A 20,946-nucleotide genomic window follows, 5' to 3' on the forward strand; every position below is an offset into this window, starting at 1 on the left:
CCTGGCCCGCCACCGCGGCGCCCCCCCCCCCCGCCATGGGCGGCGTGCACCTGCTGATCGGCATCGGCGAGGCGCTGATCACGGCCGCGACCGTCGGCGCCGTGCTGGCCGTGCGGCCCGACCTCGTGTACGGCGCCCGCGGCCTGGCCAGGCCCCTGGTCCTGCGCGGCGCGGGCGGCGAGAGCACGACCGTGGGCGAGCCCGAGCCGGTCGCCGCGGGCCGGTCGCTCAAGCCGTTCCTGCTCGGGGGTGTCGGCGTGACGCTGGTGCTGGCCGGGCTGGTGTCCTTCTTCGCCTCCTCCTCACCCGACGGGCTGGAGGCGGTGGCCCAGAACGAGGGCTTCATCGAGCAGTCGAGCGACCACCTGTTCGGTGAGTGGGCGCTGGCCGACTACGGTGACGTGGGCGGGATCCCCGTCGGCGTGGCCGGCGTCATCGGCGTCGGGCTCGTGCTGCTCATCGCCGGCGCCGTGGCCTATGCGGCGCGGAGACGTAGCGAGATCCCCGACGAGACCAAGGCGTGACACGTGGGCGCGGGCCATCAACACCAGCTCTACCTGCCGGGCGACTCGGTCGTGCACCGGCTGCCGCCGCAGTGCAAGCTGCTCGCGGTCTTCGCCTTCGCCCTGGTGGTGGTGGCCACGCCGCGCGAGGGCTTCTGGGCCTTCGCGGTCTACGCCGTCCTGCTCGCGGGCGTCGCGGCGGCGGCCAGGGTGCCGCTGCCGTACGTGCTGCGGCGGATGGTGATCGAGGTGCCCTTCGTGCTGTTCGCCTTCTTCATCCCGGTCATCGGGCTGGGGGAGCGGACCACGGTGCTGGGCCTGTCGCTGAGCGTGCCCGGCCTCTGGGCGGCCTGGAACATCCTGGCCAAGGCCACGCTCGGCGTGGTCGCCTCCATCCTGCTGGCGGCCACCACGGAGCCGCGGACGATCCTGCTGGGGGCGCAGCGGCTGCGGCTGCCGGGCCTGCTGGTGCAGATCGCCATGTTCATGCTCAGGTACATGGACGTGATCCTCGACGAGATGCGGCGGATGCGGGTGGCCAGGGAGTCACGCGGGTTCGAGGCGCGTGACCTGCGGCACATCCCGGTGCTCGCCAGGTCCGCGGGGGCGCTGTTCATCCGTTCGTACGAGCGGGGCGAACGGGTGCACCTGGCGATGCTGAGCCGCGGCTACGACGGCCAGATGCCGATCATCCATGACATGTCGGCGTCCGTGCGCCAGTGGGGGACCGCGCTCGCCCTGCCCGCCGTCGCCCTGGCAACATGGGGACTGACGTGGTGAACTCTCTCGAAGTCCGGCAACTCGCCTACGCCTACCCCGACGGCACGCAGGCGCTGTTCGGCGTGGACCTGTCGATCGCGCGGGGCGAACGCGTCGCCCTGCTCGGCCCCAACGGCGCCGGCAAGACCACGCTCGTCATGCACCTCAACGGCATTCTGACCGCCGGGCACGGGAGTGTGGCCGTGGCGGGCACCCCCGTGCGCAAGGACACGCTCAAGGAGATCAGGCAGCGCGTCGGCCTGGTCTTCCAGGATCCCGACGACCAGCTGTTCATGCCCACCGTGCGCGACGACGTGGCCTTCGGCCCGGCCAACGCGGGCCTGCGGGGCGAGGAGCTCGACCGGGTGGTCAAGGACGCGCTGGAGCGGGTCGGCATGCTGGAGGCCGCCGACCGGCCGCCGCACCACCTGTCCTTCGGCCAGCGCCGCCGGGTCGCGGTGGCCACGGTGCTGGCCATGGCGCCCGAGATCCTGGTGCTCGACGAGCCGTCGTCCAACCTCGACCCGGCCGCGCGCAGGGAGCTGGCCGAGATCCTGCGTTCCCTGGACGTGACGGTGCTCATGGTGACGCACGATCTGCCGTACGCGCTGGAGTTGTGCGAGCGCTCGCTCATCCTGTCCGGCGGCGTCATCGCCGCCGACGGGCCCACGCGCGAGCTGCTGTCCGACCCGGAGCTGCTGGCCGCGCATCGCCTGGAGCTCCCGTACGGGTTCGCCATCCCCGCACCGTGAGTTCCAGGAATGTGAGCCCCAGGTTGCCGCAAGCCTCCGAGATGGGTAGAAACTCGGGAGCATGGCTCTTGACGGGGCTTTTGGTACGCGTTTAGGCCCGCCTTGTCCTCCTGCATCCGACTTTTCGTAGTTTGTGCATGCCCGCTATCCGGGGATGTCGAAGTACAGTGGCTCATCGAGGAGGGGCCCAATGAAGCTGCGGCTTGCGCGACACGCCCTGGGCGACGCCGTGGTGGTGGCCGTCGAGGGAGAGCTTGACCTGTTCACCGCACCGTTCCTGCGCGACGAGGTGCGTGACGCCATCAAACAGGACAGCGCGAGGCTCGTGCTCGATCTGCAGCAACTGTCGTTCATGGACTCCAGCGGCCTGTCCGTGCTGATCGAGGCGTGGCGCCTGGCCACCGGCGAGGGCGGCGGCGTGTCCCTGGCGGCGCCGCAGGCGCCCGTGGCGCGCATCCTGCGCACGACGGGGCTCGACCGGCGGATCAAGGTGTACTCCGACGTCGACAGCGCCGTGGGCGAGATTTAACCGCCCCCGAGTAGAACTTCATTCGGTAGGCGGCTAGGGTCCGGGATATGGACGTGAACGGATCTGCAGCAATCATCTCGGGCGGCGCCAGCGGCCTGGGCGAGGCCACGGCTCGCGAGCTCGCCCGCGCCGGGGCCACGGTGGTCGTCGCCGACCTCAACGAGGAGCGCGGCAAGGCGGTCGCCGACGAGCTCGGCGGCGTCTTCGCCAGGACTGACGTCTCCGACGACGAGCAGGTACAGGCGGCCGTCGACGCCGCCGTGGCCACCGGCAAGCCGCTGCGGGTGGTCGTCAACAGCGCCGGCATCGGCTGGGCGGAGCGCACGGTCAACCGTGATGGAAATCCGCACAACCCGGCCTCCTACCGCAAGGTCATCGAGGTCAACCTGATCGGCACGTTCAACCTCATGCGCCTGGCCGCCGCGGCCATCGCCAAGACCGAGCCCGCCGACGCCGACGGGCAGCGCGGCGTGGTGATCAACACGGCCTCCGTGGCGGCGCTTGAGGGACAGACCGGGCAGCTGGCGTACTCGGCCTCCAAGGGCGGCATCGTGGGCATGACGGTGCCCGCCGCGCGCGACCTGGCCGCGGTCGGCGTCCGGGTCAACACGATCTGCCCCGGCATCATCGACACCCCCATCTACGGCTTCTCGGCCAACGCCGACGAGTTCAAGGCCAAGCTGGTGGCGCCGGTGGTCTTCCCCAAGCGCATGGGACGGGCCGACGAGTTCGCCCACCTGGTCAGGTCGCTGATCGAGAACGACTACATGAACGCCGAGGTCATCCGCTTCGACGGCGGCATCCGCTTCCAGCCCAAGTGAGGTCTCGTGTCTGACGAAGTGCTCGTCGAGGAGTCCGGCGAAGGATCGGGCGCCGAAGGATCAGGCAGGGTGGCGATCCTCACCATCAACCGTCCCAAGTCGCGCAACGCCGTCAACGGGGCCGTGGCCAGGGGCATCGCCGACGCGCTCGACACGCTGGACGCGCGTCCCGACATCTCCGCGTACGTGCTGACCGGCGCCGGCGGCACCTTCTGCGCCGGCATGGACCTCAAGGGGTTCCTGACCGGGGACCTCCCGGTCGTCGAGGGCCGCGGGTTCGGCGGGATCACCGAGGCGCCGCCGAAGAAGCCGCTGGTGGCCGCGATCGAGGGGTACGCGCTGGCGGGCGGGTTCGAGCTGGCGCTGTCCTGCGACGTCATCGTGGCCTCGTCGGAGGCCAAGTTCGGGCTGCCCGAGCCCAGGCGCGGGCTGGTGGCGGCCGCGGGCGGCATCATGCGGCTGCCGCGGCGGATCCCGTACCACGTGGCCATGGAGATCGCGCTGACCGGCGACCACTACCCGGCCGCCCGCCTGTACGAGCTCGGCCTGGTCAACCGGATCACCGAGCCGGGGGCGGCCCTTGAGGGCGCCCTTGAGCTGGCCCGCAAGATCGCCGCCAACGCGCCTCTGGCGCTCGCCGCGACCAAGCGGATCGTCATCGAGTCGCAGGACTGGTCGCGGGAGGAGATGTTCGCCAGGCAGAGCGCGATCGTCAATCCGGTGTTCGGCTCGAAGGACGCCATGGAGGGCGCGGCGGCCTTCGCCGAGAAGCGCGCCCCTCGGTGGAAGGGCGAGTGACCGGCCCGGTCCCGTCCGGCTGAGAGTCCCCTCCCGCCCCATGGAACGGGAGGGGATTCCTTCAGCGCGCGCACACCCGTTCCTGGTTACGGTAAAGAGAGAGCAGTCGACCGACCGGGAGGGCGCATGAGCGACTATTCGGGCTCCAGATTCGAGCCGGCCAAGCGCGGCGCCGCGGCACTGTTCTCCGGTGCCCTGAGCTCGCTCATCATCGTCGTCGGCATGCTGGTCGTGATGTGGGCGGTCGAAGGGGTCGACTTCTTCCTCGGCGGCGCGCTCGACCGGCAGTTCGGCATCGTCGGCTGGGAGCCCGACGGCCTGGTCGGCATCGTCTTCGCGCCGTTCCTGCACGGCGGCTTCGGCCACCTGATGGCCAACTCGGTGCCGCTGCTGATCCTGGGCTTCCTGGCCGGGCTGCGCGACGTGCGCAAGTTCCTGTGGGCCAGCGTGCTGATCATCTTCATCGGCGGCCTCGGCACGTGGGCGACCAGCCCCGGCGTCTACACGGTCGGGGCCAGCGGGCTCGTCTTCGGCTACTTCGGCTTCATCCTGGCCCGCGGCCTGTTCGACCGCAGCCTGCTCGACATCGCGATCGGCATCGGCGTCGGCATCGCCTACTGGGGGATCCTGGCGGGCCTGCTGCCGAACCAGCAGGGCATCTCCTGGCAGGGACACCTGTTCGGCCTCATCGGCGGCGTGGTGGCCGCGTGGGTGCTGCGCCGCAGGCGTGCGCTCCCGCCCGCCAGGACCACCTATCCGTACTGATCGCTCAGAGGTGGGGCCGGGTGTGCTCGGCGGGTGAGCTGGCCAGCAGCCGGTCGATGTAGGCCAGGCCGACCGCCGACACCACGAACGCCAGATGCATGATCGTCTGCCACATCATCTTGTCGTTCGGCGTCGACTGCGCCCTGATGAACGTCTGCAGCAGGTGCACCGACGAGATGCCGATGATGGCCGTGGCCAGCTTGACCTTCAGCACGTTCGCGTTGACGTGGGAGAGCCACTCGGGCTCGTCGGGGTGGTCGTTGAGGTCGATGCGCGAGACGAACGTCTCGTAGCCGCCGATGATCACCATGATGAGCAGGTTGGAGATCATCACCACGTCGATGAGCGCCAGCACCGTGAGCATCACCACGACCTCGGGCGAGGGCGCGTTCGCGACGGTCGTCTCCCCGTGCAGGAACACGGTCTCGACGAGATGCCACAGCTCCAGGGCGAACTGCCAGACGTAGACGGCCTGGGCGACGATGAGGCCCAGATAGAGGGGGACCTGGAGCCAGCGGCTGGCGAACATCAGATAACCGAGGCTCTTCGGCCGTACGGTCCGTCTGGGAGTGGCGGACAAAGGGGGGTTTCCTACTCGTCGGTGGACAGGTACCAGCAAAAGCCAGCACCGGCGGATCGCCGGTGCTGGCCGAGATGAGCGGGAACGAGGCCGGCTAGAGGCGCTCGACCACGTAGTCGACGCAGACCGTCAGCGCCTCGATGTCGGCCGGGTCGATGGCCGGGAACATCGCGATGCGCAGCTGGTTGCGGCCCAGCTTGCGGTAGGGCTCGGTGTCGACGATGCCGTTGGCGCGCAGCACCTTGGCCACCGCCGCGGCGTCGACCTCGTCGGCGAAGTCGATCGTGCCGACCACCTGCGAGCGGTACTCGGGCGCGGCGAACGGCGTGGTGTAGGAGGTCTTCTCCGCCCACGTGTAGAGCCGCGAGCTGGAGTCGGCGGTGCGGCCGGTGGTCCAGGCCAGGCCGCCGTTGCCGTTCATCCAGTCGAGCTGGTCGGCCAGCAGGAACAGCGTGGCCACCGCCGGGGTGTTGTAGGTCTGGTCCTTGCCCGAGTTGTCGATCGCGACGGGCAGGCTGAAGAACTCGGGCACGTAGCGGCCGCTCGCGGCGATCTCCTCGACCCTGGCCAGCGCCCGGGGCGACATGATCGCGATCCACAGGCCGCCGTCGGAGGCGAAGCTCTTCTGCGGCGCGAAGTAGTAGACGTCGGTCTCGGCGATGTCTACGGGCAGGCCGCCGGCGCCGGAGGTGGCGTCGACCAGCACGAGCGCGTCGTCGCCGCCCACGCGCGTGATCGGCATGGCCACGCCGGTCGAGGTCTCGTTGTGGGTGAGCGCGTAGGCGTCGACGCCGTCCTCGGCCACGGCGACCGGGTGGGTGCCGACCTCGGCCTTGATCACGCTCGGCTCGGCCAGCCAGGGCGCCTTCTTGGTGACGGTGGCGAACTTCGAGGAGAACTCACCGAACGACAGGTGCTGGGACTTCTCGCGGACCAGCCCGAAGGCGGCGATGTCCCAGAACGCGGTGGTGCCGCCGTTGCCCAGGACCACCTGGTAGCCCTCCGGCAGCGAGAACAGGTCGGAAAGACCCGACCGCACCCGGCCGACGAGGTTCTTGACCGGCTTCTGGCGGTGCGAGGTGCCCATGAGGCTCGCGCCGGACGCGGCGAGCGCGGCCAGTTGCTCGGTGCGAACCTTCGAGGGCCCACAGCCGAACCGGCCGTCCACGGGCTTGATGTCAGCGGGAATAACGATGTCAGCCACGTAACGGAGCCTACCGACCGGCGTGGAATGGCTCGTACGCGGTCCGGATTCTGAGACCTGTCAAAGTCTCCCCAAGGATGCCGTACCAGAGCAAAGAGAAACGGCTACCGCGCAGCGCGGGGCCGCGCGGTAGCCGTGACGGGGGTTCCCTTAGGGGAGACGTTCAGATCTTGCCGGTCACCTCGGCGGCGCCGGGGACGTCGCCGAGCGGGCGCGAGGCGGGCCCGATGTAGTTGGCACTCGGGCGGACGAGCCGGCCCGTGAGCTTCTGCTCCAGGATGTGCGCGGCCCAGCCGGCCGTGCGGGCGCATGTGAACATAGAGGTGAACATGTGGGAAGGAACTTCGGCGAAGTCGAGCACGACGGCCGCCCAGTACTCCACGTTGGTGGCCAGCACGCGGTCGGGCTTGCGGGCGTGCAGCTCCTCCAGCGCGGCCTGCTCCAGCGCCGCCGCGACCTCGTAGCGAGGCGCGTCGAGCTCCTTGGCGGTCCTGCGCAGCACGCGGGCGCGCGGGTCCTCGGCGCGGTAGACGCGGTGGCCGAAGCCCATGAGGCGGTTGCCCTTGTCGAGCTCGCCCTGGACGTACTTCTTGGCGTCGCCGAGCTGCTCGACGCCCTCGATCATGTGCAGGACACGCGCCGGGGCGCCGCCGTGCAGCGGACCCGACATGGCGCCGACGGCGCCGGACAGGGCGGCGGCCACGTCGGCGCCGGTGGAGGCGATGACGCGGGCGGTGAACGTCGAGGCGTTCATGCCGTGCTCGGCGGCGGAGGTCCAATAGGCGTCGATGGCCTTGACGTGCTTGGGATCAGGCTCACCGCGCCAGCGGATCATGAAGCGTTCGACGATCGTGTCGGCCTCGTCGACCCGGCTCTGCGGAACCATGGGCAGGCCGAGGCCGCGCGCGGACTGCGCGACGAAGGACAGCGCCATGACGGAGGCACGGGCGAGCTGGTCACGCGCCTCTTCGCCGCTGATGTCGTGCAGCGGCTTGAAGCCGTAGGCCGGCGCCAGCATGGCCAGCGCGCTCTGGACGTCTACGCGGATGTCACCGGAATGGACAGGGATGGGGAACGGCTCCGCCGGGGGCAGGCCCGGCTGGAACGTGTTGTCGACCAGCAGGCCCCAGACCGCCCCGAACGGGACCTGGCCGACCAGCTCTTCGATGTCGACGCCCCGGTATCGAAGGGCGCCCCCTTCTTTGTCCGGTTCCGCGATCTCGGTTTCGAAAGCTACGACGCCTTCGAGCCCGGGTTTGAAGTCGGACATACTCGGCCGCCTCCCCTTCTGTTGCCATGTTTGGGCAATGCCTTGATGTCGAGATACCGGCGGGTCAATTTAACCCCCTCGCAGCTCATGGTCGGTCTCGGGACCCGCCGTAAGCCCAAACCCGCTGGTCGGGAGCGGTGCGTGGGATCTACCACGCGAGCGCGACAGAATACCGTCTCGTGGATGCCACCCCGCGCCCGCCCATGCTGGCGGGGCTTCGCCGTACGTACGAGGGCGAGCCGCTGCTCGAATCCGACGTCGCGTCCGACCCCATCGCGCAGTTCACCGCCTGGTTCCAGGACGCGCTCGACGCCGGCCTGCCGGAACCCAACGCCATGGTCCTGGCCACGGCCTCCGCAGGAGGCCGCCCGAGCGCCAGGACGGTCCTGCTGAAGGGCTACGACGAACGCGGCTTCGTCTTCTACACCAACTACGAGTCGCGCAAGGGCCGCGACCTGGCCGAGAACCCGCGCGCGTCACTGCTGTTCCCATGGCATCCGCTCCGCCGTCAGGTGCGGATCGAGGGCACCGTGGCGCGGATCTCCCACGAGGAGTCGGCCGAATACTTCGCCTCCCGCCCCTACGGCTCGCGCGTCGGCGCGTGGGCCTCGCGGCAGTCGGCGGTCGTCCGGTCCAGGGAGGAGCTGGACGCCCGCTACGAGGAGCTGGCGGCGCGCTGGCCGGAGGATCCGCCGGTGCCCGACTTCTGGGGCGGGTTCCGGGTCACGCCCATGGAGCTGGAGTTCTGGCAGGGGCAGCTCGACCGGATGCACGACCGGCTGCGGTACCGGCGGACCCGACCCGGCTGGGTGCTGGAGAGGCTTGCCCCTTAATGTGCCTAAAGTGGCAATCGGGGAGCTGGTAAGACGTCATCTGGTGGACACCCGGCCGCTGGGCGTGCCCGCGTACCGGCGGATCTGGATCGGCCAGGCCATCTCACACGTCGGCGTCGGCGTGACCGTCGTGGCGGTCGGGCTGCAGGTCTTCGAGCTCACCCGGTCCTCCTTCTACGTCGGCCTGATCGGCATCGTCAGCCTGGTCCCGCTGATCGTCTTCGGCCTGTGGGGCGGGGCGGTGGCGGACGCCGTGGACCGGCGCAAGCTGCTCATCGTCGGCTCGCTGATCGCCTGGGCCTCCACGCTGATCATCCTCGCCCAGGCGGCGCTCGGCCTGGACAACCTCTGGGTGATCTTCGGCGCGGTCGCGCTCAACTCCACCGGCTTCGCCATCACGGGCCCGACCAGGGGCGCCATCATCCCGAGGATCCTGGAGCCCGAGCTGGTGCCGGCGGCCAACGCGCTCAACTCGCTGGTCTACAGCCTCGGCGCGGTCCTGGGGCCGATGGTCGGCGCGATGGCGCTGGCCACCCCGGCGAAGTTCGCGGCGGCGTACTCGGTGGACGCCCTGCTGTTCACCGGGAGCCTCTACGCGGCCCTCAAACTGCCTCCACTGCCTCCGTTAGGAGAGGTGACCCGTCCGGGTGCCCGGGCCGTCTGGGACGGCCTCAGCTTCATCGTCAGCAGCCCGGTGCTGCTGATGTCGTTCGTGGTGGACATCATCGCGATGGTGTTCGCCATGCCGCGCGCGCTCTTCCCCGAGCTGACCGCCGAGCGCTTCGGCGGCTCGGAGATCGCGCTCGGCTGGATGACCTCCGCGATGGCCATCGGCTCGGTCGCCGGCGCGCTGTTCTCCGGCTGGGTCGGGCGGGTGAAGCGGCAGGGAGTGGCGCTGTCGATCGTCATCGCCGTCTGGGGCGTGGCCGTGGCCGCCGCGGGGCTCGCGCACGAGCTGTGGCTGGTGGTGGCGTTCATGGCGGTCGGGGGCGTGGCCGACGTCATCTCGTCGGTGTGGCGGCAGTCGATCCTGCAGCTGTACGCGCCGGACGAGATGCGCGGGCGGCTGCAAGGGGCGTTCATGGTGGTCGTGGCGGGCGGGCCGCGCCTGGGCGAGCTGCGCGCGGGCGCCATGGCGACGGGGATCGGGCTGAGCGGGGCGTGGGTGGGCGGCGGCATCGCGTGCGCCGTCACCGTGCTGATCGTCGGCCTGTCGGTGAGCGCCTTCAGGAACTACCGGGCCGGCTGAGGACCGCCCGCGTGGCGTGCGCGGCCGAACGCCGTACGACGTAGGTTGTCAAGATCGAAGCGGTCGGGAAGGAACTCGGCCGCTCCGTTGTTGCCGTCCTTAAGCATCGCCGGTCGTTGTCCCCATAGGGTTCCTGTGACTCCTGCGCCCGCTGCGGACGGGCTCAGTCCCCGCCTTGACCGGCGTACCATTCAGTTGGGAGGAGCCTTGACCGCACACGGCCTGATCGACACCACGGAGATGTATCTCCGCACCATCTACGAGCTCGAAGAGGAGGGCATCGTCCCCCTCCGCGCTCGGATCGCCGAGCGTCTGCAGCAGAGCGGCCCCACCGTGAGCCAGACCGTCGCCCGGATGGAGCGCGACGGCCTCGTCCGCGTCGAGGGCGACCGGCACCTGTCGATGACCGAGCTGGGCCGCACCCTGGCCACCCGCGTGATGCGCAAGCACCGCCTGGCCGAGTGCCTGCTGACCCAGGTGATCGGGCTTCCCTGGGAAGAGGTGCACATCGAGGCGTGCCGCTGGGAGCACGTCATGTCGGAGTCCGTCGAGTCCCGGCTCGTGACGCTGCTCGACAACCCGACCGTCTGCCCGCACGGCAACCCGATCCCCGGCCTGGCCGAGCTCGGCGCCAGAGAGCCGGCCGACAGCGCCGACACGCTGACCACCATGTGCGACCTCGCGGGAACGCGTGACACGCCGGTCGTCGTGCGTCGAATTAGCGAACAAGTGCAAAGCGATCCTGCTGTGATGCTTAAACTCAAGCAAGTTGGGATACAACCCGGACGCGAGGTGACGCTCGCGGCGAGCGACGACGGTGTACGGGTGACAGGTGACGGTGACGCGAACGACACTCCTGCGGATCTTCCGCGCGACATCGCGGCGCACGTTTTTGTCTCCAAGCGCTGACGCGCGCGCCGCTACTTGGTTGAATCCCTCCTGGGAGGCCCTCCACTCTCCCCTGGCCAAGACTGTTGCAGGAGCGCTCGTGGTCCGCTTTGCATACACGCCACCCCGAGGAGTGGTCTCCGGATGAAGCGTTGGGGGGATCTGTCACAGGAAGCGGCTGATCACCTTGCTGCCGGGTCCGTGCTCGATCACGCCGAAATGGCGGTGGTCGTGACCGACCGTTTCAGCAATCTCCTCTATTGGAACCCCTTCGCCGAGAAGCTGTTCGGGCGTCAGGGGGGTAAGTCACCTTCGCGCGACTCGTCCGTCCTGTCCCTCGGGATCATGGAGAAGGACCACCCGCTGGCGATCGAGCTGGCCAAACACGTGCTCAAGGGCGGCGTGTGGGAGGGCACGTTCGACGTCAGGCGCGGTGACGGCACCATCGTCTACGTCCGCGCCCAGGCCGTGCCGCTGCGCCACTCGTCGGGCACGGTGACGGGGATCGTCATCATGGCCCGCGAGGCGCTGCGCAGCAACGAGCGCGAGAAGGACCGCTTCGGCCTGCTCGAACGCATCGGCGAGCGGCTGGCCGGCTCCCTCTACGTCGAGGAGACGCTCAAGCGCGTCGCCGAGATGCTCGTCCCGCAGTTCGCCGACCACTGCTTCATCGAGCTGATGGAGGGCGACCGGCTCGTGCGCAGGGTCTCCCAGCACGTGCAGGGGTGGGCGCCGCCGTCGGGAACATGGAAGCCGGTGGGGGCGGAGATCCGCTACCCCTCCGGCCACTACGCCGACACCGCGCTGCGCCGCCAGGAGACGATCCTGGTCGAGGACTTCTCCAACAGCCGCTTCCCCGCCCCCCACGAGAACAGCGCCCGGCTGTGCGGCGAGATCGGCATGACCTCCGCCATCGTGGCCCCGCTGCTCGTGCGCGGCGAGACGCTCGGGCTGATGTACCTCGGCCTGTCCAACCTCACCGACCGCCGCAGCCCCCACTACGACGCCTTCGACCGTGACTTCGTCGGCGCCATCGCCACCAGGGTCGCGCTCGCCATCGACAACGCGCTGCTGTTCGAAGAGGAGCGCCACACGGCCGAGTCGTTCCAGAAGCACCTGCTGCCCAGGGCGCTGCCGCAGCTCGACGGGCTGCAGATCGCCGTGCGCTACTACCCGGCGGCCCCGCTGGCCTCCCACGGGCAGGGCATCCAGACGCAGGTGGGCGGCGACTGGTACGACGTCATCCCGCTGTCGGCCGGCCGCGTCGGCATCGTGATCGGCGACGTCGAGGGCCGGGGCGCCAAGGCCGCGGCCATCATGGGCCAGCTGCGCGCCGCGCTGCGGGCCTTCGCCCAGGACGACAAATCCCCGGCCGACATCCTGGCCAGGCTCGACGAGTGGACCCGCATCATCGCCACCCCCGAGCAGGACGACAACGGCGCCGAGGTCAGCATCCCGCCCATCGTCACCTGCCAATACCTGGTCTACGACGCCTGGTCGCGGCAGCTCTCGTTCGCCAACGCCGGTCACGCCCCGCCGCTGCTGCTGGTCGACGGCCAGTGCCGCGAGCTCGACATCGAAGAGGTCGGCCAGCCGCTCGGGGTGCGCGCCAAGGGCCTGCACGCCGACCTGGTCTACAAGGAGGAGACGCGCACGCTGCCGCCGGGCGCGGCGCTGCTCCTCTACACCGACGGCCTGGTCGACCGCCGCCCGACCCGCGACGGCCGGATGCCGACCGAGGAGGAGACGCTCGGCGTCCTGTGCGACAAGCTCGCCAAGATGGCCGACGCCGAGGTCGAACGCATCGCCGACGCCGCCACCGTGGCGGTGCCGGGCGAGATCGACGACGACATGGCGATCCTCGTGGTCCGCTCCAGCGACGTCGATCTTGACGTCGAGTCGCGCACCTTCCCGGCCCAGCCGATCATGGTGAGCGAGGCGCGCCGCATGGCCGCGGAGGCGTTCTCCAGCTGGAACGTACCCGAGGAGCGGGCCGAGCTGGCCTGTCTGCTGGTCTCCGAGGTCGTCACCAACGTGGTGCTGCACGCCGCCACCGCCGGGGTTCCGCGCAGGGAGCTGGTCGTGGAGGGGCCGCCGCTGCCGTTCGAGGAGTCCTGGGACACTCCGGGCTTCGAGGACGAAGTGGTCGGCGACAAGGAGTTCACGCTGCGGCTGCGCAGGGGCGACGAGTCGGTCTGGGTCGAGGTGTTCGACCAGGATCTGCGCCTGCCCCGCATCCGCAGCGCGGGGGAGAACGACGAGGGCGGGCGCGGGCTTTACCTGGTCGACCAGCTCGCCAGGCGCTGGGGATCGCGTCCCACCAGGGAAGGCAAAGCCGTCTGGTTCGAGATTCCCACGCGCGGCAGGTGAGTGATTAGCTGGCGCCATGGAGCTGGCCTTCGAACGACGGGGCACCGGTGCGCCGCTGATTCTCATCCACGGCATCGGCCACCACTGGCAGGGGTGGCTGCCGGTGCTGGACCGGCTGGCCGCCGCGCACACGGTGATCGCGCTCGACCTGCCCGGTTTCGGGGTCTCTCCCGGGCTGCTGCCCGGCATCCCCTACACCGCCGAGACGCTCGCCGACGCTGTCGAGTCGTTCTGTGCCTCGCTCGGCATCCGCGAGCCCGCTGTGGCGGGCAACTCCCTCGGCGGCTACATCGCGCTGGAGCTGGCCTCGCGTGGCGTCGTCCGTACGGCGACCGCGCTGTCCCCGGCCGGCTTCTGGTCCCGGCCCGAGCTGCTCTACTGCCAGGCCGTGCTGCGCGCCCTGCGCTCCTCGGCCCGCTCCCTGTCTCCTGATCAGCTCGCCATGACGGCCGGCAACCGGCACCTGCGCGCGGTGTCCGCGGGCCTGCTGGTCGCCCGCCCCGGCCGGCTCGACCCCGCCGCGCTGGTCGCCGCCACCCAGGCACTCGGCCAGGCCGCCGGCTTCGAGGAGACGCTGGAGTCGTTCGGCGGCCTGATGCCGCCCGCGCCGCCCAAGTCGCCGATCACGATCGCGTGGGGCGAGCACGACCGGCTGCTGCCGCGCCGCCAGGCCGTACGCGCGGCGCGCTGGTCGGGGCAGCGGGTCAAACTGCTGCAGGGATGTGGTCACCTGCCGATGAGCGACGATCCCGCGCTGGTGGCCCGGGTGATCCTGGAGTCGGCGGCCCGGTAGGCGCTAGATCTTGGTCTGGCCCCAGAGCATCAGCATGACCAGCACGAACACGATGAGCACGCCGGCATAGCCGACGGGCCCCAGGCGGAACGCCCGGCGCACGCGGTTGAGCAGCCAGGCGAACAGCAACGCCAGGAAAACCAGGAGGATCAGGCCGCCGTCCATGGTGTCCAGTATGCGATGCGAACGGGCCCGCCGCGCGGGGACGGCGGAAGCGGCATGACCTCCTCGCGCCCGCGCGGTGCCCTGCCCTCGCACGCGGGCGTGTCGACCGCGTGTCAGAACCCGAAGGACCTGCCGATGATCTCTTTCATGATCTCGGTGGTCCCGCCGTAGATCGTCTGGACCCGGGCGTCCAGCCACGCCTTGGCGACCGGGTACTCGGTCATGTAGCCGTAGCCGCCGTGCAACTGGAGGCAGCGGTCGATGACCTTGGTCTGCAGCTCGGTGGTCCACCACTTGGCCTTGGCGGCGTCCACCGCCGTGAGCTCCTTGGCGTTGAGCGCGAGGATGCACTTGTCCACGTAGTGGCGGGCGATCTCCGTCTCGGTAGCCAGCTCCGCCAGGACGAACCGGGTGTTCTGGAACGAACCGAGGTTGCGGCCGAACGCCTGGCGCGTCCTGCAGTACTCGATGGTCTGCTCCAGCACGACCTCGGCCGCGGCCACCGCCGCCACGGCGATCGACATGCGCTCCTGCGGCAGGTTGTTCATGAGCTGGAAGAAGCCCTGGCCGTCCTCGGGGCCGAGACGGTTGGCGACGGGCACGCGGACGCGGTCGAAGAACAGCTCGGCCGTATCCTGGGCCTTCATGCCGATCTTGTCCAGGTTGCGCCCGCGGGCGAACCCCTCCATGCCCCGCTCCACGACCAGCAGCGTCACACCCCTGGCGCCCGCCTCGGGATCGGTCTTGGCCACCACGACGACGAGGTCGGCGTTCACCCCGTTCGTGATGAACGTCTTCTGGCCGGTGAGCACGTAGTGGTCGCCGTCGCGCTCGGCCCTGGTCGTGATGCCCTGCAGATCGCTGCCGGCCCCCGGCTCGCTCATGGCGATGGCCGTGATCAGCTCACCGCTCACGAAGCCGGGCAGCCAGCGCTGCTTCTGCTCGTCGTTCGTCAGATCCACCACGTACGGGGCCATGACGTCGTTGTGCAGGGAGAAACCGAGACCGCTCGCCGCGTTTCTGATGATCTCCTCGACGATCACCGCGTTGTAGCGGAAATCGGTGATGCCCGCGCCGCCGTACTCCTCGGGCACGGAGAACCCGAACATGCCGAGTTCGCCGGCCTTCTTCCAGACCTCGCGCGGGACAATGCCCTCCTTTTCCCACTGCTGGTGGTGCGGCACGACCTCACGGGCCATGAATTCGCGCACGGTCTCCCTGAACAGCAGGTGCTCTTCGTCGAAGAGGTCTCGCCGCATGTCGCCTCCGGGGGGACAGAACTCCATTCGGTTAGCGCCAGGTATACCCCCTTTCGTGGTGCCGGAGGAGCCTGTGGACACGGGTTCATCACAAGTGCTGGGGGAAGTGGCGTTCGGTGTGTGTTACGGGTGTTTTGGACTCTAAGATCTACCCTCGGTCTATTTGTGGGTGATCGGAGTCTCCGTGAGTCGGTGGCACAAGGCGTTGATCGCCGCTTCGATTGGATCCGTGGCGACATTAGGCGTCGTGGTGCTCCCTGGCGTACCCGCTTCCGCCGCACCCGCCGACCTCGTCATCGACTACTCCTGCTCGTCCGGGGGGAACACCAGCAGCATCGTCCGCCATGGGGCGGTCAAGCTGCGGACCAACCTCACCTTCGCCACCGATCTCGCGGTCGGCGGCCCGCTGAACTTCACCTGGAAGCTCGCCTACACCGGCTCCGACCCCAACCGGCTGCAGTCGCCCGGCTACTTCAAGGCCGGCGGCCTGGTGCACGCGACCGGCCAGATCAAGCTGGAGAAGGACTGGAAGGGCATCCTGGAGCCGCAAGGGGTGTCCGAGCCCGCGGGCGCGCTGCGCCCCGACGACGAGTTGCCGCTGCCCGAGCTGATGAACGACCCCGGCCTGACCAACAAGGCGGGCGTCGTCAAGATCACCCCGCAGGACATCGAGCTCGACTTCACCCCGCCGGACGGCCCGGTCACCGTCAACGACGGGGACGACGCCGACAACCCCAGCGACATGCAGATCGTCTACAGCGGCACCACCGACTGGACGCCGCAGACCAGCCTGCCCGCGTCTGAGCACCACGTGCACAACGACCTGCACCACACCACCAAGATGGGCGCCTACGCCGAGCTGAAGTTCGTCGGCACGAGCGTGAAGTACATCGGCCCGACCGACAAGGACGCCGGTCCCGTCAACGTCTACATCGACGGGAATCACGTGGCCACGGTCGACCCGTCACGCGACGCCGACGACGACCCCGTCAACGACGACCTCGACGGCGGCAAGACGCTCTACACGATGCCCGCCCAGGACTACGGCCAGCACACCATCAGGGTCGAGAAGGCCACGGCGGACGGCGACATGTGGGTGGACGCGTTCGAGGTGTCCACCACCACGGCCGAGACCCCGACCGGCTTCCACAAGGCGAAGTGCACCATCGTGGGCACCGCGCCGTCGGTCGAGGTGACCATCGGCGGCGGCACGGACCCGACCGACGACCCCGACCCCACGGATGACCCGGACCCGACGGACGACCCGGACCCGAACAATCCCGACCCGGGTAACCCCAACAACCCGGACCCGGGCAACAACGGGGACGGGCTCACCAACGTGGTCGTCATCCCCCAGGCGACCAACTCGACCTCGTCCACGCCGAAGAGCACCGGGCCGACCGCGACCAAGTACTACAAAGCACCCCAAGTCGCCAAGACGCCCAGCGGCGGCGTCGAGACCGGGGTGGCGCCCGATGCCGAGCGTCATCCGTACGGGCTGATGGCCGGAGGGATGGCGCTGGTCATGGGGACCGCCGGCGGTGGGCTGCTCATGCGCAGAAGAAAGGCCGAGCACGCGGGAGGAGCGCACTCATGACCGACCAGAACGCACCGGATCACGACGCTCCGGCTCCGGTCCCGGCTCCGTTCGCGGTCCCGGCCGCGCCGGCGCAGAAGTCGCCGATGCAGAAGGCGCTGCCCGGTCTGCTGATCGCCGGCTCGCTCGGCGGCGTCGGCCTGGTCATGGTGAGTCTGCTCTCGCTGGCGCCGCCGGTGGACGACGGCTCGGGCCCGCGGCCGGTCGCGGCGCCGCAGGACGTGCCGACCACGGTGCAGATGCAGAACGCGGGCGCGTTCATCCTGCCGCCGACGGTCGGCCCCGGCGGCAAGAACAAGCCGCTCACCCCGGCCCGCCTCGACGCCCCGCCGCCCCTGGCCGCCGTACCCGTCGTCCCGGCGATCCCCAAGGCCAGAACGAAGACCGCCAAGGCCAGGCCGACCCGCATCAAGATCCCCAAGATCAAGGTCAACTCCGCGATCGGCGGGGTCACGGTGAGCAAGAAGGGCCGGCTCGGCACGCCGCCGCTCAGCAGGCCGAACCAGACCGGCTGGTACAGGCTGTCGCCGGTGCCGGGCGAGGTGGGGCCGGCGATCATCAACGGCCACGTCAGCACCCGCAAGGGCCCGGCCGTGTTCGATCGCCTGCGCGAGCTGGCGAAGGGCGACCAGATCTACGTGTACCGGTCGGACGGGAAGGTCACCCGGTTCACGGTGAGCGGGATCGAGCAGGCCAGCAAGAGCTCGTTCCCGACCAAGCGGGTGTACGGGAACACGAACGACTCCCAGCTCAGGCTCATCACGTGCGGCGGGGTCTACAACCGGACGACGCATCACTACACGGACAACATCGTCGTGTACGCAACGTTGTCCAAGAAGAAGGGTTGACCGGAAGTTGGGATCTTTTCGCCTGTTTACCGGAAGTTGACAGGGACAGTTCGTAGGATCGCAACCTAACCGTGACCAACGGCTGGAATTCTGGCACGACTGTTGACACTGCTTTGAAACGGAGATGGACCCGTGCTTATGTCCCAGGTGGGGCGCCGCCTCGCCCAGACGACGTCCGCGTTGGGATTAGTAGGCGCGCTGGTCGTCCTCGTTTGCGGCGTCTTCGTCATGGCGACACCGACGACGGCATTCGCGGCAACGAAGACGTTCTCCTACTCGTGTCAATCCGGCGGGCCCTTTACGGTCACGGCGGGCACGCCGCTCACGGTGACGCTGACTTCGCCCACCTCGGTGACGGCGGGTCAGACCTTCGATCTGACCGTGGGCATCCCCACGTTGACGCTGGCGACGAACAGTGTTCCCTCGACCGCTACTACTGTGGCCGTCAATCTGGCGCTGACGCCGTCGGGGGGCACGGTCACTGAGCCCACCACCCCCAAGCCGGGGGCGCCCATCGCGGCCAACGCGACCACCGCACCCGCCGGTAACGCCACTTACAAGGTCTCGGTCAACTCCACCACCACTGGCAAGATCAGCCTGGACCCCGGCGACCTGAGGCTCGGAATCACATCAGCTACGGGCGGCACCACGACCACCTGCACCACGGACTCGACCGAGGTGCTGGACGTCCCGATCGGCACCGGAGGCGGTGGCAACGGGACCGGCACCGACCTCGTTGAGTATGAGTGCGTCGGCCCTGAGGACTCCGATGTCCAAGACGTCGAGATCAAGGTCGAGCTGACCATGCCAACCGCCGCCAAGGTGAATGAGCAGTTCGCCATCAAGTGGAAGGGCACCTACACCACGGGCAAGGAGCTCAAGGCTCCCGCCACGGGTCAGACGATCGCCGCCAAGATCTTCGCCTACGCGTCGCTGACCGGGATCACCAATCTGACCTCCGCCACCGGCGAGGGAACGACGGGCACCATCACGGCCGGTGGCACGATCCCGCTTCCCACCACCGCGTTCGACTTGAAGACCACCGCCAGCACGGCGGGCACGGCCACGGTGAAGCCGGCGGATGTGAACTTCGGCGCCAACACCGCCACCGGCAACACCCCGGCGATCATGTGCAAGGTCCAGAACGCCACCGAACTCAAGTCGTACACGCTCACGGTGGCGAGCGGAACTACGAGCCCGAGTCCGACCAACACCAGCCCCACCCCGACGAACACCAGCCCCCGCCCCACCACCACCCGCACCCGCACCGAGACCGTCACCCCGACGGCCACCAGGAAGTCGCAGACCCCCAAGGCGGGCGCTGACACCGGTGCCGGGGGGACCATGGGGCCCGATGGGCGGTTGTTCATCCTGACAGGGACCGGGCTGGTCGCGGCGGCGGCGATCGGTGGGCTCGTCATGCGACGTCGTTCCGTCAAGGGCTGAGCGAGATGTCCGGCTACTACCCGTACGGCCAGCCGAACCAGCCACCCCCTCCGGCGGACAAGGGCGGCACCGCGCTGCGGACCGTGCTGATCGTGGCGGCCATCGCCGGGGTCGTGACGGTGGTGGCGGGCCTGCTGATCGTCTTCAAGTCGCCAGAAGAGTACGGCCTGGCCAGTAACAGGGACTCCCTGGCGCTGCGGGCGCAGCCGAAGAACACGGGGGAGCCCGAGCAGGCGCTGTTCCAGGCGCCGGCGAACGTGCCGCCCCCGCTGCCGCAGATCACCCCGGCGCCCCCCATGCTGCCCTCGACCCCGATCAGACTGGTCGTCAAGCGGCTGGGGATCAACGCGCCGATCCGGTCGGTGGGCCTGGCCAAGGACGGCACGATCCAGGTGCCGCCGTCGGAGAACCACAACCTGGTCGGCTGGTACCGGAACATGTCCACCCCGGGTGAGGTCGGCCCGGCCGTGCTGCTCGGGCACAAGGACACCCGGACGCGTGCCGCCGTGTTCGCCCGCTTGCCGGAGCTGAAGAACGGCGACACCATCGAGGTCAAGCGCCAGGACAAGACGACCGCGGTGTTCACCGTCGGCGGGATCGAGCAGGCGAGCAAGAAGACGTTCCCGACCCAGCGGGTCTACGGGAGCCAGGACAACGCTCAGCTGCACCTGATCACCTGCGGTGGCACCTACGATCGGACCACCGGGCACTACACCGACAACGTCATCGTCTACGCGACGATGACGAGCTCCTATCGAAGCTGAGCGCGGAGGCGGGCATGGGCTGGATGGCGAAGCGGAGACTGCGTACTGGCCCGACGGCGGCATTGCCCGCCAAACCGGACCTGGACGAGTTGTTGCGCCTCGTCAGGCTCGCCGACCCGGCCGCGAGGCGGGACGGCGACGACATCGTGGCGACCGACGTGCGCGTGTGCGCGCCCGTCGAGGCCGAGGGTGAGCTGACCGGCGGCGAGCTGGAGAAGGTGTGGGCGGTGCGGGTGGCCGCGGAGGGCCCGCTGCCGCTCGACTTCTTCGACCGCTTCCTCGCCGAGGGCCTGGCGTTCCGGCTGGGCGGGCTCGCGGTCTGCCGGGGCGAGGTGAGCGATCCGGCCGACGACGAGGAGAGCGGCCCGGCGGTCATCCTGCCGGTACGCCCCACGCCGGAGGAGCTGGCTCCGCTGCTGGAGCAGGGGGAAGAGGGCGTCACGTTCACGGCGGGCGATATCCGGGCCGTGCTGGTGCCGCAGAAGGGCCAGCCGCCGGCCGTGCAGGAGCTGCTGCCGTTCGCGACCGAGCTGACCGCGATCGAGCTGCGCGGCGACGAGCCGGTCAAGCTGGGCGCGCTCGCGCTGGAGCTGTCCGAGGCGCTGAACGGGCTGGCGGTGGACCGCTGGCGGTTCCGGATCGACGCGGCGGAGGATCTCGTGCCCCCTGCGTCGGCGGAGACGGAGGCAGGGGCGGAGGCAGGGGCGGAGGAGCTCGTACCCCCGGCGGAGCCTGCGCCCGAATGACGTTCTG

At 69.6% G+C, this 20,946-nt stretch carries 22 protein-coding genes; 17 read left to right on the forward strand and 5 right to left on the reverse strand.

Features of this window, described 5'->3' with window-relative positions; all coding sequences use genetic code 11:
- The 7 genes from ABFX54_RS09555 to ABFX54_RS09585 form a co-directional block, all read left to right on the forward strand.
- A partial coding sequence (locus ABFX54_RS09555) for a PDGLE domain-containing protein (RefSeq protein ID WP_346103283.1) occupies nucleotides 1-524 on the forward strand: 524 nt, incomplete at its 5' end.
- Between the two features lie 3 nt (nucleotides 525-527).
- Nucleotides 528-1,283 carry a cobalt ECF transporter T component CbiQ gene (gene cbiQ, locus ABFX54_RS09560; protein WP_346103284.1) on the forward strand — a complete coding sequence of 252 codons (756 nt, stop codon included), beginning with the start codon at nucleotides 528-530 and terminating at the stop codon, nucleotides 1,281-1,283.
- The gene (locus ABFX54_RS09565; RefSeq protein ID WP_428834516.1) at nucleotides 1,277-2,014 is read left to right on the forward strand and encodes an energy-coupling factor ABC transporter ATP-binding protein; all 738 of its coding nucleotides are present in this window, start codon (nucleotides 1,277-1,279) and stop codon (nucleotides 2,012-2,014) included. Before cbiQ ends, ABFX54_RS09565 begins: the two co-directional genes overlap by 7 nt.
- Nucleotides 2,015-2,204: 190 nt before the next feature.
- Nucleotides 2,205-2,543: an STAS domain-containing protein gene (locus tag ABFX54_RS09570; protein ID WP_101785558.1), complete on the forward strand. Its 339-nt coding sequence runs from the start codon at nucleotides 2,205-2,207 to the stop codon at nucleotides 2,541-2,543.
- 47 nt (nucleotides 2,544-2,590) lie between these two features.
- A complete protein-coding gene (locus ABFX54_RS09575; protein ID WP_346103289.1) occupies nucleotides 2,591-3,364 on the forward strand; it encodes an SDR family NAD(P)-dependent oxidoreductase in 774 nt (257 codons plus the stop codon).
- A gap of 6 nt (nucleotides 3,365-3,370) precedes the next feature.
- The gene (locus tag ABFX54_RS09580; protein WP_428834517.1) at nucleotides 3,371-4,162 is read left to right on the forward strand and encodes a crotonase/enoyl-CoA hydratase family protein; all 792 of its coding nucleotides are present in this window, start codon (nucleotides 3,371-3,373) and stop codon (nucleotides 4,160-4,162) included.
- A 126-nt stretch (nucleotides 4,163-4,288) separates the two neighbouring features.
- Complete coding sequence (locus tag ABFX54_RS09585) at nucleotides 4,289-4,927, forward strand: rhomboid family intramembrane serine protease (RefSeq protein WP_346103290.1); 639 nt, start codon at nucleotides 4,289-4,291, stop codon at nucleotides 4,925-4,927.
- 4 nt (nucleotides 4,928-4,931) lie between these two features.
- On the opposite strand, the gene ABFX54_RS09590 is transcribed toward ABFX54_RS09585, so the two are convergent.
- The 3 genes from ABFX54_RS09590 to ABFX54_RS09600 all read right to left on the reverse strand — a co-directional run bounded on the left by ABFX54_RS09590 (nucleotide 4,932) and on the right by ABFX54_RS09600 (nucleotide 7,981).
- Nucleotides 4,932-5,507: a TIGR00645 family protein gene (locus ABFX54_RS09590; protein WP_346103292.1), complete on the reverse strand. Its 576-nt coding sequence runs from the start codon at nucleotides 5,505-5,507 to the stop codon at nucleotides 4,932-4,934.
- A 94-nt stretch (nucleotides 5,508-5,601) separates the two neighbouring features.
- The gene (gene serC / locus ABFX54_RS09595) at nucleotides 5,602-6,711 is read right to left on the reverse strand and encodes a phosphoserine transaminase (protein ID WP_346103294.1); all 1,110 of its coding nucleotides are present in this window, start codon (nucleotides 6,709-6,711) and stop codon (nucleotides 5,602-5,604) included.
- Nucleotides 6,712-6,874: 163 nt separating this feature from the next.
- Nucleotides 6,875-7,981 carry a citrate synthase 2 gene (locus ABFX54_RS09600; RefSeq protein ID WP_346103296.1) on the reverse strand — a complete coding sequence of 369 codons (1,107 nt, stop codon included), beginning with the start codon at nucleotides 7,979-7,981 and terminating at the stop codon, nucleotides 6,875-6,877.
- A 179-nt stretch (nucleotides 7,982-8,160) separates the two neighbouring features.
- Between ABFX54_RS09600 and pdxH the strand changes: the two genes are divergently transcribed.
- The 5 genes from pdxH (at nucleotide 8,161) to ABFX54_RS09625 (ending at nucleotide 14,114) form a co-directional block, all read left to right on the forward strand.
- Nucleotides 8,161-8,814 (forward strand): pyridoxamine 5'-phosphate oxidase, encoded by a 654-nt coding sequence (gene pdxH, locus ABFX54_RS09605; protein ID WP_428834518.1) that lies wholly within the window; start codon nucleotides 8,161-8,163, stop codon nucleotides 8,812-8,814.
- Between the two features lie 10 nt (nucleotides 8,815-8,824).
- Nucleotides 8,825-10,063 carry an MFS transporter gene (locus ABFX54_RS09610; protein ID WP_346103298.1) on the forward strand — a complete coding sequence of 413 codons (1,239 nt, stop codon included), beginning with the start codon at nucleotides 8,825-8,827 and terminating at the stop codon, nucleotides 10,061-10,063.
- 207 nt (nucleotides 10,064-10,270) lie between these two features.
- Complete coding sequence (locus ABFX54_RS09615; protein WP_346103376.1) at nucleotides 10,271-10,972, forward strand: iron-dependent transcriptional repressor DtxR; 702 nt, start codon at nucleotides 10,271-10,273, stop codon at nucleotides 10,970-10,972.
- Nucleotides 10,973-11,095: 123 nt separating this feature from the next.
- The gene (locus ABFX54_RS09620) at nucleotides 11,096-13,321 is read left to right on the forward strand and encodes an ATP-binding SpoIIE family protein phosphatase (protein WP_346103300.1); all 2,226 of its coding nucleotides are present in this window, start codon (nucleotides 11,096-11,098) and stop codon (nucleotides 13,319-13,321) included.
- Nucleotides 13,322-13,337: 16 nt separating this feature from the next.
- On the forward strand, nucleotides 13,338-14,114 hold the full coding sequence (locus tag ABFX54_RS09625) for an alpha/beta fold hydrolase (RefSeq protein ID WP_346103302.1): 777 nt from the start codon (nucleotides 13,338-13,340) through the stop codon (nucleotides 14,112-14,114).
- 3 nt (nucleotides 14,115-14,117) lie between these two features.
- On the opposite strand, the gene ABFX54_RS09630 is transcribed toward ABFX54_RS09625, so the two are convergent.
- A complete protein-coding gene (locus tag ABFX54_RS09630) occupies nucleotides 14,118-14,279 on the reverse strand; it encodes a hypothetical protein (RefSeq protein ID WP_346103304.1) in 162 nt (53 codons plus the stop codon).
- A gap of 113 nt (nucleotides 14,280-14,392) precedes the next feature.
- Entirely contained in the window at nucleotides 14,393-15,538 is a 1,146-nt protein-coding gene (locus ABFX54_RS09635) for an acyl-CoA dehydrogenase family protein (RefSeq protein WP_346103305.1), read from the reverse strand.
- Nucleotides 15,539-15,767: 229 nt separating this feature from the next.
- On the opposite strand from ABFX54_RS09635, the gene ABFX54_RS09640 reads away from it, so the two are divergent.
- From ABFX54_RS09640 to ABFX54_RS09660, 5 genes are all read left to right on the forward strand, one after another.
- A complete protein-coding gene (locus tag ABFX54_RS09640; RefSeq protein ID WP_346103307.1) occupies nucleotides 15,768-17,135 on the forward strand; it encodes a hypothetical protein in 1,368 nt (455 codons plus the stop codon).
- The gene (locus ABFX54_RS09645; protein WP_346103309.1) at nucleotides 17,132-17,983 is read left to right on the forward strand and encodes a class F sortase; all 852 of its coding nucleotides are present in this window, start codon (nucleotides 17,132-17,134) and stop codon (nucleotides 17,981-17,983) included. The genes ABFX54_RS09640 and ABFX54_RS09645 overlap by 4 nt, the downstream gene beginning before the upstream one ends.
- Nucleotides 17,984-18,310: 327 nt before the next feature.
- Complete coding sequence (locus ABFX54_RS09650) at nucleotides 18,311-19,429, forward strand: hypothetical protein (RefSeq protein WP_346103311.1); 1,119 nt, start codon at nucleotides 18,311-18,313, stop codon at nucleotides 19,427-19,429.
- 5 nt (nucleotides 19,430-19,434) lie between these two features.
- The gene (locus tag ABFX54_RS09655; protein WP_346103312.1) at nucleotides 19,435-20,193 is read left to right on the forward strand and encodes a class F sortase; all 759 of its coding nucleotides are present in this window, start codon (nucleotides 19,435-19,437) and stop codon (nucleotides 20,191-20,193) included.
- Between the two features lie 23 nt (nucleotides 20,194-20,216).
- Nucleotides 20,217-20,939 (forward strand): hypothetical protein, encoded by a 723-nt coding sequence (locus ABFX54_RS09660; protein WP_346103314.1) that lies wholly within the window; start codon nucleotides 20,217-20,219, stop codon nucleotides 20,937-20,939.
- Nucleotides 20,940-20,946 lie beyond the last annotated feature (7 nt).

Origin of the sequence: Nonomuraea maheshkhaliensis (assembly GCF_039529435.1) — a bacterium.
Classification (GTDB): Bacteria; Actinomycetota; Actinomycetes; order Streptosporangiales; family Streptosporangiaceae; genus Nonomuraea; species Nonomuraea maheshkhaliensis.

What these genes read in the sequence shown, in the direction of transcription:
- ABFX54_RS09570 (WP_101785558.1), top strand. Translation starts at nt 2,205, where the DNA reads ATGAAGCTGCGGCTTGCGCGACACGCCCTGGGCGACGCCGTGGTGGTG.
- ABFX54_RS09575 (WP_346103289.1), top strand. Translation starts at nt 2,591, where the DNA reads ATGGACGTGAACGGATCTGCAGCAATCATCTCGGGCGGCGCCAGCGGC.
- ABFX54_RS09585 (WP_346103290.1), top strand. Translation starts at nt 4,289, where the DNA reads ATGAGCGACTATTCGGGCTCCAGATTCGAGCCGGCCAAGCGCGGCGCC.
- ABFX54_RS09600 (WP_346103296.1), bottom strand. Translation starts at nt 7,981, where the DNA reads ATGTCCGACTTCAAACCCGGGCTCGAAGGCGTCGTAGCTTTCGAAACC.
- ABFX54_RS09620 (WP_346103300.1), top strand. Translation starts at nt 11,096, where the DNA reads ATGAAGCGTTGGGGGGATCTGTCACAGGAAGCGGCTGATCACCTTGCT.
- ABFX54_RS09625 (WP_346103302.1), top strand. Translation starts at nt 13,338, where the DNA reads ATGGAGCTGGCCTTCGAACGACGGGGCACCGGTGCGCCGCTGATTCTC.
- ABFX54_RS09630 (WP_346103304.1), bottom strand. Translation starts at nt 14,279, where the DNA reads ATGGACGGCGGCCTGATCCTCCTGGTTTTCCTGGCGTTGCTGTTCGCC.
- ABFX54_RS09635 (WP_346103305.1), bottom strand. Translation starts at nt 15,538, where the DNA reads ATGCGGCGAGACCTCTTCGACGAAGAGCACCTGCTGTTCAGGGAGACC.
- ABFX54_RS09645 (WP_346103309.1), top strand. Translation starts at nt 17,132, where the DNA reads ATGACCGACCAGAACGCACCGGATCACGACGCTCCGGCTCCGGTCCCG.
- ABFX54_RS09655 (WP_346103312.1), top strand. Translation starts at nt 19,435, where the DNA reads ATGTCCGGCTACTACCCGTACGGCCAGCCGAACCAGCCACCCCCTCCG.
- ABFX54_RS09660 (WP_346103314.1), top strand. Translation starts at nt 20,217, where the DNA reads ATGGCGAAGCGGAGACTGCGTACTGGCCCGACGGCGGCATTGCCCGCC.